Genomic DNA, 14359 nt, shown 5'->3' with positions numbered 1-14359 from the left:
ATGAGGCTGAAGCTACTCTTTCTTTAACAATTTCAATCAATGCTCTCCAAGGAGGCGCCTCAGGTGCCTCCCTTTTTTTTTGCCCATGGCGGGCTAGCTTTGGCCACCGCATCTCCTGCGCAGATGTGACCCATGTGGGGAGTTTCTTAATCGGTGGAAGTTGGTTAGTCTGCGGCTAATTACTTTATGAAGTTTCGCTGTGCTGCGATGCTCTGCCCGGATAGTTATGGATGGGGCGCGGTGTTGTCTTGTCTTCCCGTGGTCTGGATGGGCGTCGCTTTAATTTACGGGAGAGTGCATGTTGTCTTGCTGTAATCGCGTGAGGTCGGGCGCGGTTGTTTTGGTGCTTTTGCTGTGCTGTGGGCTGGCGGCTGCGCGAGGGCAGACGGCGGTGGACGGCGCTGTGCACGGAGTGGTGGTGGATGCGAGCGGTGCGGCTGTGCGTGGGGCCCGGGTGCAGGTGGAGGAGAGTGCGACCGGGTTTGTGGTGCGGGTCGTCAGTGATAAAGGCGGGGAATTTCTGGTGGCGCGGGTTCCGGTGGGAATATACCGCGTGGTGGTGGAGGCGGCGGGATTCGAGCGGTTGGTTTTGTCGGGGGTCGTGGTCGAGACGGGTGCGGTGACGGGGGTAGATGCCCGGCTGAGGGTTGCCGGAGTGGCGACGGCAGTGACCGTGACGGCCGCTGCGGAGGTTTCGGAGCCGGAGTCGGCGGCGGCGGGAAGCACGGTGACGGCGGGAGAGATCGAGCGGCTGCCGGTGAATGGGAGGCGGTGGCAGACGTTTGCGCTGCTGACACCTGAGGTGAATCCCGATGCGGCGGGTTTGCTGAGCTTTCGCGGATTGGCGGTGACGCAGAACAGTACGGTGGTGGATGGAGCGGAGGATGACCAGAGCTTTGGTGCGGTGCCTCGGGGAACGGGTGGAGAAGGCAATGGGGGGTATGGGCGGCTGGGCGGCGCGGCTTATACGTTTTCGCAGGAGGCGGTGCGGGAGTTCCGCGTGAGCGGGCAGAACTACTCGGCGGTGTATGGACACGCGGCGGGGGGCGTGGTGACGACGGTATCGAAGAGCGGAACGAATGCGCTGCATGGGACGGGATTCTATCTGGCGCGCAGCAGTGCGCTGGCTGCGGCGAACCCTTTCTCGATTGCGACGCATTATGCCGATGGCGTGGTGACGAGCGCGACAGTAAAGCCGCATGATCTGCGGCAGCAGTTTGGGGGCAGCGTGGGTGGCGCGGCAGTGCGGGACAGGCTGTTTTACTTCTATGCGTTCGACCAGCAGCGGCGCGGGTTTCCGGCGGTCTCTTCGCCTCGGGCTGCGGCGTTTTATTCGCTGACATCGACGCAAATAGGGGTGCTGGCCACACGCGGAGTGACGTCCTCGAAGGTAAATGCGGCGCTCAATTATCTGGATAGCCTGACCGGGACAGTGGCGCGGCGGCAGGACCAGACGGTGAACTTTGGCAAGCTGGACTGGCAGGCTTCGGCGAAGAACCGGCTGAGCGTGCAGTATGACCGGGCCCGGTCGAGTTCGCCGGGTGGTGTGAGGTCGGCGGCGGTTGTGGCGCGCGGCAGGGCGAGCCTGGGCAGCAGCTATGTGAAGGTGGACACCTTGCTGGGTCGGTGGCTGTGGTCGGGGAGCGCGAAGTTCAGCAATGAGGTCCGAGTGGCGGTGGGGAGGGATTTTCAGTATCAGCAGGCCTCGGCTTCGCTGCCGCAGGAGCCGGCGGTGGGGCCCGGCGGCTATGCTCCCGAGGTGGCGATTGGGCCGAATGGCTTGACGTTCGGAACGCCGTCGTCGCTGGGGCGCAAGGCCTATCCCGATGAGCGCAGGGTGCAGTTTGCAGACATGGTGACCTGGGTGCATGGGCATCATCAGTTGCAGGTTGGTGGGGATGTAAGCCTGGTGCATGACTACATCGATTCGCTGAGCGATCAGGAGGGAGCGTTTCACTATGACAGCGGCACGACCAAAGGACATGCGGGTGGGCTGGTGGATTGGATCACCGATTACACATTCAACGTGAATACGTATCCGAATGGCGGATGCCCAACGATCCATTCGGCTCTGCATGACTTCTGCTTTACGTCGTTCGCGCAGAGTTTTGGGCAGGCTGCGGTGACGTTCGATACGCAGGAGTGGGCCGGGTATATGCAGGACCGCTGGCAGGCCAGGCGGGGACTGACAATCGATGCGGGTGTCCGCTATGAGTATGAGCTGCTTCCCTTTCCGCAGAGGCCGAATGGGAATATCGATGCAGCGTTTGGGAGGCGCGGCGCGACCAGCGTCTTTCCCGAGGACAGAAATAACTTTGGGCCTCGTGTGGGCGTGGCGTGGCAGCCGCTTGGGGTGGGGCGTGGCGTGGTTCGAGTGGGGTACGGACTGTTCTATGGCCGCCTGCCGGGGGCGACGGTGCGAAGTGCGCTGGTGAATACGGCGCTGCCGAATTCAGCGACGCATGTCAGGATTACACCGACAACGGTGACGAATTGTCCGCAGGTGGCGGACCAGGGTTTTGGTTATGCCTGCGCGTATCTGACGACGCCTCCGGCGGCGGTGAGTACGACGACCTCGGCAACAGTTTTCGATCGCGGCTTCCGGCTGCCTGCGGTGCAGCAGGGCAGCGTGACGATGGAGCGCATGGTCGGCGCGGGAGTGGTGGGGAGCGCGACTTACCTGATGAATCTTGACCGGCAGTTGCCGAACTCGGTGGACATTAATATTGCGCCAGCTTCGGCGGTGGAGACGTTTCAGCTGCAGGGCGGTACGGGGGCGCGGGGTGTTCGCGACGGGGAGACATTTGCATTACCGGTTTACACGCAGCGGGTGGACGCGAGCTTTGGGCCGGTGACAGACATCGTGTCGAATGCGAATGCCAGCTACAACGCGCTGGTGCTGGAGGCGCGGAGGCGCAGCGTTGGCGGCCTGGAGTTCAGGGCGAGCTGGACGTGGTCGAAGGCCATCGACTTCGGGCAGAGTGCTGGAGCGACACCTCTTCAGAATGGGCAGCTGGATCCGTTCGATCTGCGATATGACAAGGGGCTTTCGGCGCTGAACTTTCCCCATAAGCTGGTCCTGAGCGCGGTGTGGGAGCCGCGGGTTTCGAGCGAGCGGCGGTGGCTGCGGCTTGCCGCGAATGGGTGGATGATGGCTCCGCTGTTTACGGAGAGGAGTGGAAGGCCGTATAGCTTGAACATCTACGGGGGAAGGCGGCTGACGGGTGGGCATCAGAGCATCAATGGCTCGGGTGGTGCCGTATATCTGCCGACCGTGGGAAGGAATACGCTGCGGTTGCCGGATGCGGCGAATCTCGATCTGCGGGTGAGCCGGATGGTGAGGGTGACGGAGAAGGTGCGGCTCAAAGGCGTGGCGGAGATTTTTAATGTGACTAACCGGGTGAATTATTCGGCGATCATGCAACGGGCGTTTCTGGTCGAGACGGCGGCGAACGGAGTGACTCCGCTGGTGTTTCAGGATGCGGCGACGGTGGCGGCGGAGGGATTGAATGTGCAGCCGTTCGGGACGTTTACGGCGGCTTCGACGAGCCAGACGCAGGAGCGGCAGGTTCAGCTTGGGGTGAGGCTGGAGTTTTGAGGCCTTAAAAGCCAGCGAGTGCTTCAGAGCTGCGGTTTGCATCGAAGCGGTGTGTAAGCTGTGATTGGAGCGTGGTGAGATGGGGCTGATCGAGGTCATTGCGCATCATGGGTACGCGGTGACCGCGATTGTGCTGTTTCTGGCCTGCGCAGGCGTTCCGTTGCCGGTATCGATTACGTTGCTGGCGGCGGGTGCGGCGTCCCATCATGGGCTGCAATTGAGTGTGCTGTTGCCGTTGGCGTGCGGAGCGGCGATTGCGGGCGATACGCTGCTTTATTTTGGCGGACGATATACGGGATGGTGGCTGCTGGCGGTGATGTGCAGGCTATCCCTCGATCCTGAAGGATGTATCTTTCGTTCGGCCGACTACTTCTACAAGCGTGGCGCGAAGACGCTGCTGGTGGCGAAGTTCATTCCGGGACTGGGAGCGATGGCGGCCCCTCTGGCAGGCAGCCTGAATATGCGCTTCTGGCGGTTTTTGCGACTGGATGCGCTGGGCGCGGTCTTCTATTGCGCCGCCTGGACGATGGCGGGATATGTGTTCAGCCGGTTTTTGCGGGAGATTGCGGAGGCGCTGGCGCAGGCGGGACATGCGGTGCTGATTCTGGTCCTGCTGCTTTCGATCGGGTACGCGGTCGGGTTTCTGGCGTTCACGATCCGCGCGAGGCGGTATCGCGCGATCGAGAAAATCAGCGCGGCTAACCTGCACGAGCGGCTGCAATTGCTGACGCCGGACCGGCTGGTGGTGATTGCGGATGTGCGCAGCCATGGCTACTACGATCCGGGAATGAAGCGCATCAAGAATTCGATTCGCGTGGAGCCGAACCGGCTGAAAGAAGAAGTAGTGGCGCTGCGTGAGTTCATGGCTCCGGAGTGCGAGATCTATCTGTATTGCAGTTGCCTGCGCGACACGACGAGCGTGCGCGTGGCCTATATGCTCCAGCAGGAAGACTGCAAGGTGCAGGTGATTAAGGGTGGCATGAAGGCTTGGATCAAGGCCGGGGGCGAGCTGGAACTGGTTCCCGAAGGGGATGTGCGGCACCTGCCTCAATTTGATTGAAGGATCTTTCCACTCCGCTATGTGCTGGATTGTTGCTTTGGGGGCTGCTGCGGGCCGGGGGCTGAATCCGGCGGCAGCGAACCTTGCTGTGGGCTGCCAGCGCGGTCGGGTAATGCGGCGAAGCGGGTAGTGGGGAAGGCGTTGGGATAGTTCTGCTGAATCCAGGCCGTCATCTTTTCGCGTACCAGGCAGCGGAGATCGAAGCTTGCGCTGGAGTTGCTGGAGCTCATCAGGCAGCGGATCTCCATGGTGTGCTCGCTGAGGTTGGTGACCTGGAGACCGCATACCTTCTTGTCCCAGAGGGGCGAAGGATGAACGATGAGGTCGAGTTGGGCGCGCAACTCTTCTACCGGAATGGAGTAGTCGACGTAGAGGAAGGCAGTGCCCAGAATGTCGGCGGACTCGCGTGTCCAGTTTGCGAAGGAGTTTTCGATGAAGTACGTGAGCGGAACGATGAGGCGGCGGAGGTCCCATATTCTGACCACGACGTAGGCCGAGGTGATCTCTTCAATTTTGCCCCACTCCCCCGCGACGACGACGACATCGTCGATACGGATGGGCTCCGTGAGCGCGATTTGAATGCCTGCCAGGAAGTTGGATGCGGTGGATTTGGCGGCGGTGGCGAGAACGAGGGTGGCGATGCCGGCGGAGGCGAGCAGGCCGGAGCCGTAGTGCCAGATGCGGGGGTCGTTGAAGGTCCAGAGCAGGGCGCCGATGTCGATGACGATGACAAAGGTGATGAGCATGCGGCGGAAGACCTGGAACTGCGTATGGATACGGCGTGCGCGAACGTTGTCGGCGGCGGAGAGATCGTATTTCCGCAGGAGGATGGTTTGCAGCACGTAGATGCACCCGACGACGAACCATCCCAGGGCGGCGACCATTGCCATGATGAAGCCCTGATGGATGATTTGTTCGAGATCGCGGGGAAGGGGGACTAATGGAAGCGCGAGAAGCAGGCAGGTGAGAAAGAAGATGGCTCGTGCCGGATGGCCGAGGTGTTGCTGAAGCCCCCACCCCATGCCTGACATCTGGACCTCTTTGCGTTTCAGGATCCGGAACACAACGTAATGCACGAGATTCGCCAGCACAAGCGCGGCGCAAAAGAAGAAGATGGCGAAAAACCAGGCATGATGGGAGTGGAAGATGGCAATCATCGTTATGGTTGGATGCCCGGAGTCTGAAGCGAGTGATCTGCGGAGCCGCCGTGGCGGGACGGGAAATTACTCTCGGAAAGCCTAGAATAGAAGGGTGAGCTTTACGGAACAGTACGATGTCGTGGTCGTCGGCGCAGGCCATGCGGGCTGCGAGGCGGCAATGGCTGCGGCGCGCATGGGGCTGCGCACGGCCATCTTTACGCTGAACCTCGATCTGATTGCGCAGATGAGTTGCAACCCGGCGATCGGTGGAATTGCCAAGGGGCATCTGGTGCGCGAGGTGGACGCGCTGGGCGGTGTGATGGGCGAAGTCGCCGATGCCTGCGGCATTCAGTTTCGGTTGCTGAATACGTCGCGCGGGCCGGCGGTGTGGTCTCCGCGGGCGCAGTGCGATAAGGCTCTGTACCGGGTGAAGATGCGTGAGGTGCTGGAGGGACAAAGGAACCTGTTCATCAAGCAGGCCGAAGTCGTGGACCTGATTGTGGAAGAGGTGGATGGCTGCTCAGAACGGGTTGTGCGTGGGTTGAAGCTGCGGGATGGTCGCACAATTCACGCGGCTGCGACGGTGGTGACGACCGGGACGTTTTTGAACGGCCTGATTCATTGCGGCGAGCAGCAGTACACCGCCGGGCGCAGCGGAGAGCCAGCGAGCGTTCTGCTGGGCGAGAGCTTGAAGCGGCTGGGACTGAGGGAGTGCCGTTTGAAGACGGGCACGCCGCCGCGGCTCGATGGACGGACGATTGACTGGACAAAGTTTGAGGAGCAGCCGGGCGATGCGGATCCGACGCCGTTCAGCTTCCGCACGCGGTCGCTGCCGCTGCGGCAGATCATGTGCCACATCGCGCATACGACGCCGGAGACGCTAAGGCTGATCCGCGAAAATGTGCATCGCTCGCCCATGTATACCGGGCAGATCGAGGGCATCGGCCCGCGCTATTGTCCTTCGATTGAAGACAAGATCGTGCGCTTTCCGGAGAAGACGCGGCACCAATTTTTCCTTGAGCCTGAGGGCCTGAACACGCACGAGGTTTACATCAACGGCATGAGCACGAGTCTGCCGATGGAGATTCAGGCGGCGATGGTGCACTCGATTCCCGGCCTTGAGAATGCGGAGATGCTGCGGCCCGGCTATGCGATCGAATATGACGCGATTGATCCGACGGAGCTTGACCGGACGCTGCGGGTGAAGTCGATGCAGGGTTTGTATCTTGCCGGGCAGATCAATGGCACGAGCGGCTATGAAGAGGCAGCATGCCAGGGGCTGATGGCAGGCATCAACGCGGCGTTGGCGGTGCGTGGCGAGGCGGGCTTTACGCTGGATCGCACTGAGGGGTACACGGGCATCCTGATCGACGATTTGATCAGTAAGGGAACGAATGAGCCTTACCGGATGTTTACCTCGCGGGCGGAGTTCCGGCTGCATCTGCGGATCGACAATGCGGACCGCAGGCTGACTCCGCATGGACGGCGGCTGGGGCTGATTGATGACGACGCGTGGGCTGGCTATGAAGCGAAGCAGGCGCGCGGCGTTGCGTTTGAGAAGCTGCTGGGAACGGCGCGGGTGAGGACGGGCGAGCTGCCTGAAGAGCTGGTGGCGCGGCTGGATGGCGACGGGGGCGTTGCCGGACAGACGTTTGCACAGTTGCTGAAGCGGCCTGAGGTTGTGGTGGAGGAGCTTGCTCCGCTGCTGCGGGATCGATTGGTGGATGAGGGTGAGGTGTTGAGTGCCTGGGTGGCGGCGATGGATGCGGCTGCTTATTCTGTGAGCGCGCGGCTGCCTGCCTGGGTTCGCAATGAGATGAAAACGGTGGAGACCGAGATTAAGTACGCGGGCTACCTCGATCAGCAGCGACGGTCGATGGAGAAGCTGCGCAAGGCCGAGAAGCGGCTGATTCCGGATTGGTTCGACTATGCGGCGGTGAGCGGCCTGTCACGGGAGATGCAGGAGACGCTGTCGCGGGTGCGTCCGCAGACACTGGGACAGGCCAGCCGCATTGCCGGAGTCACGCCGGTGGCGGTGAGTCTGATCCATGGATTCATTGAGATTCAGGGCAGGCGTCGCAGAGCGGCGGATCTGCTGAGAGAATCTGAAACCGGTATGAGCGCGTCTTAACTGTATAGCGGGATGCAGTGGAGGTTCGAGATGCAGACAGGCAAGATGTTGATACGGTTCGGGTGGATAGCGCTGGTGGTGGTTGCAGTGGTTCTGATGGCATGGAGGGGGATGAAGATGACACAAGTGAGTGCGCAGGCGAAGGCCCCGGTGCCTGCCGTCGATGAGGCGAAGGCCTCGGTTTCGGGCCACGAGACGGCGGTGTTCGCGGGCGGATGCTTTTGGGGAACGCAGTCAGTGTTTCAGCGGGTGAAGGGTGTGACTTCGACGATGGCCGGGTATGCCGGAGGCTCTGCGGCGACAGCAACTTACGCGCAGGTAACGACGGAGACGACCGGACATGCGGAGTCAGTAAAGGTGGTCTACGATCCGTCGAAGCTGACCTATGGACAGCTTCTGCGCATCTTCTTCACGGTGCATGATCCTACCCAGTTGAACCGGCAGGGGCCGGATGTGGGCACGTCGTATCGTTCGGCGATCTTTTACACCAACGATGAACAGAAGAAGATTGCGACGGCGTATATCGCGCAGATGGAAGCGGCGCATGTATTTTCAAAGCCGATTGTGACGCAGGTGGTTCCGCTGAAGGGCTTTTATGACGCCGAGTCCTACCATCAGGACTATGCGACGAACAACCCGAACAATCCTTACATCATGGTTTGCGACCGGCCGAAGATTGAGACGCTGAAGCGGGACTTTCCGGAGCTGTTTCAGCCTTACAAAGGGGAGTAGCGACGAAGCTATTGGGTGACTTCGCCCTCGGGCTCGTCGGTGGGGTTGTCGATCTCAGCGGTGAAGCCTTCGAGCAGCCGTTCAAGAAAGGCATCCTTGTCGACGGCGTGGCCTTGCAGCTCGTGGGCGAGGGCGATGTGACGGGCGAGGTCGGCGAGGACGATGCCCCACGCGAAGGGGTCCTCCCAGGCGCCGCTGCGGATGCTGACGTGTTGGCCCTGCTCGGCGATCCAGACGCGCAACACCTCGAAGGATGCCTTGTCGCGTTGTGCGGCTGGCGGAATGGCGAGAAATTTTTCCGATCCCATCTTGATACCTCCAAAGCTGAGTGTGCGTGTGTGCGTCAGTGTGCTGACTGGTATAAGAGTAGACTTTGCAAAGGCGTCTTTTGACGCTTAATCCACAGAATTTGCCTGCCATCCGCAGGAACACTTCAGCTAGGTTAATAATCGATGGCTACCTATCCTCATATCGTTGGCGAGCAAGAGCGCCCTGCGTCGCTTCATGCTGAGATGACGATTCTCGGCGCGATGCTGGTTGAGCCTCTCGCAATCAACGATGCGACGATGCTGTTGAAAACTGACGACTTCGCGCTGGACTCGCACCGCAGAATCTATACGGCCATGCTGCATCTGTCCGAGCTCGGCCACGCGGTCGATATCGTTACGGTGGGCGAGGAGCTGAAGAAGAAGAAGGAGCTTGACTCGATTGGCGGCCTGCCATACCTCGCGTCCTTGAGCGAGGGATTGCCGAGGAAGCTGAGCATCGAGAGCTATGTGCGCATTGTGCGCGACAAGAGCTTGATGCGTCAGTTGATGACGGTGTGCGACCTCGGCATGATCGACGCGGCGGACCAGAGTCAGGAAGCGCTCGATGTGCTGAACAACGTGAGCGGCAGACTGATGGAGATCTCGGATCACGCGGTGACGGGCGGATTTTCCGACATCGGCGAGATCGTGAAGTCGTCGTTCGGCTCGATCGACAAGCTGTATGAGCAGGGGCGCGAGATTACCGGTCTGGCGACGCACTATATCGAGTTCGACCGCATGACCAGCGGCTTGCAGGACTCGGAGCTGATTATTATTGCGGCGCGGCCTTCGATGGGCAAGACGGCGTGGGCGATTAACATCGCGCAGAATGCTGCTGTGCGCGACGGCAAGGTGGTTGCTGTGTTTTCGCTGGAAATGTCGAAGGAGAGCCTGCTGCGCCGTTTGCTGGCGTCCGAGGCGCTGGTGAACTCGCGCAAAATTCAGACCGGCTTTCTACCGAAGGAAGATAAGAGCAAGCTGCTGAGTGCGCTGGAACGGCTGATGGAATCGAAGCTGTTTATCGACGATACGCCGGGCATCACGCTCGCCGAGATGCGCGCCAAGGCGCGGCGACTGCATCAGCAGGAGGGGCGGCTCGACCTGATTGTGATCGACTATCTGCAGTTGATGACGGGTTCGGCCGGGGCCAATCAGAAGAAATTTGAGAACCGCACGCAGGAGGTCTCGTCCGTCTCGCGCGGGCTGAAGGCACTGGCGAAGGAGATGAAGGTCCCGGTAATTGCGCTGTCGCAGCTCTCGCGTTCGAGTGAGCAGCGCGGCGGCGACAAGAAGCCGCTGTTGAGCGACTTGCGCGAGTCCGGTTCGATCGAGCAGGATGCTGACGTGGTCGCGTTTATTCACCGCGAGAGCTACTACAACAAGGACGAGAACGGCGACGAAGATCCTGAGTCGAAGGGTAAGGCGGAGATCATCATCGCCAAGCAGAGAAACGGGCCTACGGGCAGCGTGCATCTGGCGTATCTGTCGGACTACACGCGCTTTGAAAATTTGCAGAGCGATGGCGGCGGTGGTGGCGGGTACTAGCTCACGGATGTTGGCTGATATGTTCTCAAAAAAATAATGGCTACTGACACAATGCTGTCAGTAGTCCCTGTATATGCTTTGCCTTAAGTCAGCCAATTCAAGGAGAGCGACATGAGCAATACAGCGACAGTTCGCCAGAATGCCATCAACTGGTTCGAGATTCCCTGCGCCGATCTGGACCGGGCCACCACCTTTTACGAGACGCTGCTGGGCGCGAAGATGCAGCGCGAAAATATCGGCGACAACATGGCCATCTTTCCTGCCGAACAGACGGGAACGAGCGGAACCCTGGTCAAGCGGAAGTTTCAGAAGCCAGGCGCGGGAACGATGGTCTACCTCAATTGCGATGGCGACCTCGATGATGTTCTCTCCCGTGTCCCCAAGGCGGGCGGCCTTGTGCTGATGCCCAAGACGGAGGTGCCCGGCGGCTACGGCCACTTTGCCTGTCTTCGCGATACCGAGGGCAATCACATCGGCCTGCATTCGCACTAAGATCACACCTATGCGACGCGCTGACAGACTCTTCCGCATCGTCCAGTTTTTGCGCCTCGGCCGTCTGCTGACGGCGCAGAAGCTGGCCGAGAAGCTACAGGTCTCGCAGCGGACGATCTACCGCGACATTCAAGACCTTCAGCTCTCCGGTATGCCGATTGAAGGCGAGGCCGGTGTGGGCTACACGCTGCGGCGCGACCACGATCTGCCTCCGCTGATGTTCACGCGCAATGAGTTGACCGCGCTGGTGCTGGGCGTGCGGCTGGTGAGCGCGTGGGGCGGCGCGGAGAACGTCGTCGCGGCGAATCAGGCGTTGCAGCGCATCGAGGCCGTCCTGCCTGCGGAGTTGCGCGATGAACTCGACTCCATCCTGCTGTATGCGCCGGGCGGATTTCACATGGCGCAGCACCTGCGCGAACGGCTGGATATTCTCCATGCCGCCTGCCTTACGAAGCGTGCCATCACGTTTGGCTATGCGCGTGAAGATGGCGAGCGCAGCAGCCGCGCGGTGCGTCCGCTGGCTCTCGCCTTCTGGAGCGGCGTGTGGACGCTGGCTTCGTGGTGTGAACTGCGGAAAGATTTCCGAGCCTTTCGGATTGACCGCATGGAGGACGTGCTGGTGCTGGAGCGCACCTTCGTGCCACGCCGGGGGCAACGGCTGGAGGATTTCATCAAAGCGGCGATGCCGAAGCCGGACCATGGCCAGTCGGTGAATCGTGGGAGCGTTCTAACGGTCGGCGATTAGGATGGTAGTTGGGACGGTGCTGTGAAGAGTTGGGTGGAGATTTCAGAAGAGCGGCTTGTGGCGAATTACAGGGCGCTCGTGAGTGGCGCGGGGGACGGCGTAACGGTTCTCGCCGTGGTTAAGGCGGATGGCTACGCCCATGGCGCGAAGGTATGCGCTCCGGTGCTGGCGCGGGCTGGGGTGGAGTGGCTCGGCGTTACGGATGCTGAGGAGGGTGCGGCGGTTCGTGCAGCGGTGGCCGGGATCTCTGAGAAGCGACAGCCGAGGATCATGGTGATGTCGGGGCTGCTTCGTGAGGATGCCGAGGCTATTGTGCGCCACGGCTTGACGCCCATTGTGTGGACTCGGCAGCAGATGGAATGGTTGGCTGAGGCGGTTGTACAGCGCGGTGCGGAGCCGTTGGCGGTGCATCTGGAGATCGATACCGGCATGGCGCGGCAGGGCGTTGCACCGGGTGCGGAATTGCGGGAGCTGCTGAAGTGGCTGGTTGTGCAGCCGAATTTGCGGCTGGATGGGGTAATGACGCACTTTGCCTCGTCGGAGGTTGCGGACTCACCGCTTACGCTGCGGCAGCGAGTGCGGTTTGAACAGGCTATCGGCGAGGTTGCGGCTGCGGGCCTGCAACCAGTGTGGGTTCATGCGGGGAACTCTTCTACGGTCGATAACAGCGCGGTTAGCGTGCATGATCCCGGCTCGCTGGTCTGGCTGCGGAGCGTTGCTTCCGGCATCGGCGCGCGTGCCATGGTTCGCTGTGGGCTTGCGCTCTATGGGTATTGTCTGCCGGTTGAGGGTGGGAGGTCGCTGGTGCGGCCTGAGCTTCGTCCGGTGATGACGTGGAAGACTCGCGTGATCGGCATTCGTGACGTGCAGGCTGGCGATTCGGTGGGGTATAACGCGATCTTTACGGCGCATCGGCCGATGCGGTTGGCTCTGCTGCCGGTTGGCTATGCGGATGGGCTGCGGCGGGAGTTGTCCGCATCGGATGCTACGCCGGGCGGATGGGTGATGATTGGCGGCCGGCGGGCGATGATTGTGGGCCGAGTGTCGATGAATCTCACTGTGGTCGATGTGACGGACATTTCGGGCGTAAGCGTTTGCGATGAGGTTGTACTGCTGGGCGATGGCATTACGGCGGACGATCATGCGCGGCTGGCGCATACGATCGCTTACGAGATTGTGTGCGGCATGAGGGCTGAGCCTCGGCTGGTGAATGCGGCTGGTTAGGGTCTCATTTGCGCCTTATCTCGCAGCCAATTAACATCGGGCTAAAGAGAAATGAGGAACGACTTCATGGAATCGACCACAACGGCGCGGCGCACGGAAGATATCGCGCTCGATCTGCTTAAGTTTGTCGCTGCTCAGGCCAATGTTGGCAGCAAAGGCGCCGGTGCCACCGGCTTTGGCGTCACGGCGACGGCGAAATCCGATGATCAGGTGACGAATCTGCTCGAGCTTTATGCGCGTTGCCGCCAGGCTGTCGAGGCGCCGATCAGCAACCCAACCAGCAAATAAGTGGCGGGTACGAATCCACTGCGTGTCGCTGTTGTCGGAGCGGGTGCCTTCGGGCGCAATCATCTCCGCGTCTATCGTGAGCTTCAGGATGCTGGCTGCGATATTCAGCTTGTGGCTGTTGTCGATCGCGATATTGCTGTCGTAAAGAAGGCGGTTGCCGACTTTGGTATCGCTGGCTTCGATAGCATCGAGGCTTGTTTGGACACTGTCGGCAAGCTGGATGCTGCTTCAATCTGCGTGCCTACGGTTCATCATGCTGTGGCTGCGGAGCCTTTGCTGGCTGCGGGCGTCGATCTGCTGGTGGAGAAGCCGCTCGCTGCGAATCTCGCCGATGCTGACCGGATTCTAGAACTGGCGCGGAAGCATGAGCGCATTGTGCAGGCAGGGCATCTGGAGCGGTTCAATCCTGCGGTGACTGCGGCGCGGCGGTATCTGCACCGTCCTATGTTTTTTGAGGCCCATCGGCTGAGCGTCTTCACGCCGCGATCACTCGATGTGGATGTCGTGCTGGACCTGATGATCCATGATCTGGACATTGTGCTCAGCCTGGTGGCCTCGCCGGTGCGCGAGGTGCGGGCGGTGGGGCTGCCGGTGCTCTCGAACAAGGTGGATATCGCCAACGTTCGGGTGGAGTTCGAGAACGGCTGCGTGGCCAACTTTACCGCCAGCCGCGTGAGCACGGAGAGGGTGCGGAAGCTGCGGTTCTTTCAGCCGCATCAGTATCTCTCGCTCGACTTTGCGCGGCAGGACCTATTGATGATCGACGTGGCGGCTGCGGCCGGGATGGACCCGGCTCAGCTTGCCGCCATGGCGCAGGCAGCGCAGGCTGGCGGTCAGCATCCTTCGGCTGGGCTCTCGCTTACTAAGGTTGCGGTCGAGCAGGGTGAGCCGTTGCGGCTGGAGGTGCAAGCGTTTCTGAAGGCCGTGCATGAGCGTTCGGCTCCGGTCGTCTCAGGTGAGGATGGCCGCGCCGCGCTGGCGCTGGCGCTGGAGATAAATCGTGCGATTGCCGCCCATGCGGAGCGGACGGGGCTTTAAATGACGTAAGTTTTTTGTCCTCGATGATTCTGACTTGAGGGCTGTGCTGAGACAATCGT

General features: G+C 61.0%; 12 protein-coding genes. 10 read left to right on the top strand and 2 right to left on the bottom strand.

Annotation, left to right across the window (positions count from 1 at the left end):
• Nucleotides 1–343 precede the first annotated feature (343 nt).
• Both P4G45_RS16620 and P4G45_RS16615 read left to right on the top strand, forming a co-directional pair.
• Entirely contained in the window at nt 344–3598 is a 3255-nt protein-coding gene (locus P4G45_RS16620) for a TonB-dependent receptor (RefSeq protein WP_348269280.1), read from the top strand.
• 79 nt (nt 3599–3677) lie between these two features.
• Nucleotides 3678–4658 (top strand): VTT domain-containing protein, encoded by a 981-nt coding sequence (locus P4G45_RS16615; RefSeq protein ID WP_348267588.1) that lies wholly within the window; start codon nt 3678–3680, stop codon nt 4656–4658.
• A 17-nt stretch (nt 4659–4675) separates the two neighbouring features.
• On the opposite strand, the gene P4G45_RS16610 is transcribed toward P4G45_RS16615, so the two are convergent.
• Nucleotides 4676–5815 (bottom strand): mechanosensitive ion channel domain-containing protein, encoded by a 1140-nt coding sequence (locus P4G45_RS16610; protein WP_348267587.1) that lies wholly within the window; start codon nt 5813–5815, stop codon nt 4676–4678.
• A gap of 94 nt (nt 5816–5909) precedes the next feature.
• Here P4G45_RS16610 and mnmG point away from each other — a divergent pair, with 94 nt between their 5' ends.
• Together mnmG and msrA are read left to right on the top strand one after the other, a co-directional pair.
• Nucleotides 5910–7928: a tRNA uridine-5-carboxymethylaminomethyl(34) synthesis enzyme MnmG gene (mnmG, locus tag P4G45_RS16605; protein WP_348267586.1), complete on the top strand. Its 2019-nt coding sequence runs from the start codon at nt 5910–5912 to the stop codon at nt 7926–7928.
• A gap of 96 nt (nt 7929–8024) precedes the next feature.
• A complete protein-coding gene (gene msrA, locus P4G45_RS16600) occupies nt 8025–8660 on the top strand; it encodes a peptide-methionine (S)-S-oxide reductase MsrA (RefSeq protein ID WP_373694211.1) in 636 nt (211 codons plus the stop codon).
• A gap of 8 nt (nt 8661–8668) precedes the next feature.
• Here the strand turns inward: msrA and P4G45_RS16595 are convergent, their stop codons facing one another.
• Nucleotides 8669–8968 carry a DUF5076 domain-containing protein gene (locus tag P4G45_RS16595; RefSeq protein ID WP_348267585.1) on the bottom strand — a complete coding sequence of 100 codons (300 nt, stop codon included), beginning with the start codon at nt 8966–8968 and terminating at the stop codon, nt 8669–8671.
• A gap of 144 nt (nt 8969–9112) precedes the next feature.
• Between P4G45_RS16595 and dnaB the strand changes: the two genes are divergently transcribed.
• The 6 genes from dnaB to P4G45_RS16565 all read left to right on the top strand — a co-directional run bounded on the left by dnaB (nt 9113) and on the right by P4G45_RS16565 (nt 14300).
• Complete coding sequence (dnaB, locus tag P4G45_RS16590; RefSeq protein WP_348267584.1) at nt 9113–10513, top strand: replicative DNA helicase; 1401 nt, start codon at nt 9113–9115, stop codon at nt 10511–10513.
• Between the two features lie 111 nt (nt 10514–10624).
• The gene (locus tag P4G45_RS16585) at nt 10625–11005 is read left to right on the top strand and encodes a VOC family protein (protein ID WP_348267583.1); all 381 of its coding nucleotides are present in this window, start codon (nt 10625–10627) and stop codon (nt 11003–11005) included.
• 10 nt (nt 11006–11015) lie between these two features.
• Entirely contained in the window at nt 11016–11750 is a 735-nt protein-coding gene (locus P4G45_RS16580; protein ID WP_348267582.1) for a YafY family protein, read from the top strand.
• A gap of 33 nt (nt 11751–11783) precedes the next feature.
• Entirely contained in the window at nt 11784–12974 is a 1191-nt protein-coding gene (gene alr, locus P4G45_RS16575; protein ID WP_348267581.1) for an alanine racemase, read from the top strand.
• A gap of 66 nt (nt 12975–13040) precedes the next feature.
• Nucleotides 13041–13262: a hypothetical protein gene (locus P4G45_RS16570; RefSeq protein ID WP_348267580.1), complete on the top strand. Its 222-nt coding sequence runs from the start codon at nt 13041–13043 to the stop codon at nt 13260–13262.
• Nucleotides 13263–14300 carry a Gfo/Idh/MocA family oxidoreductase gene (locus P4G45_RS16565; RefSeq protein WP_348267579.1) on the top strand — a complete coding sequence of 346 codons (1038 nt, stop codon included), beginning with the start codon at nt 13263–13265 and terminating at the stop codon, nt 14298–14300.
• The last annotated feature ends 59 nt before the right edge of the window (nt 14301–14359 follow it).

The sequence above is a fragment of the Edaphobacter paludis genome (assembly GCF_039993895.1).
Lineage (GTDB): Bacteria > Acidobacteriota > Terriglobia > Terriglobales > Acidobacteriaceae > Edaphobacter > Edaphobacter paludis.
Note: the sequence above shows the minus strand (reverse complement) of the source record. Positions and strands in the feature narration are given on the sequence as shown.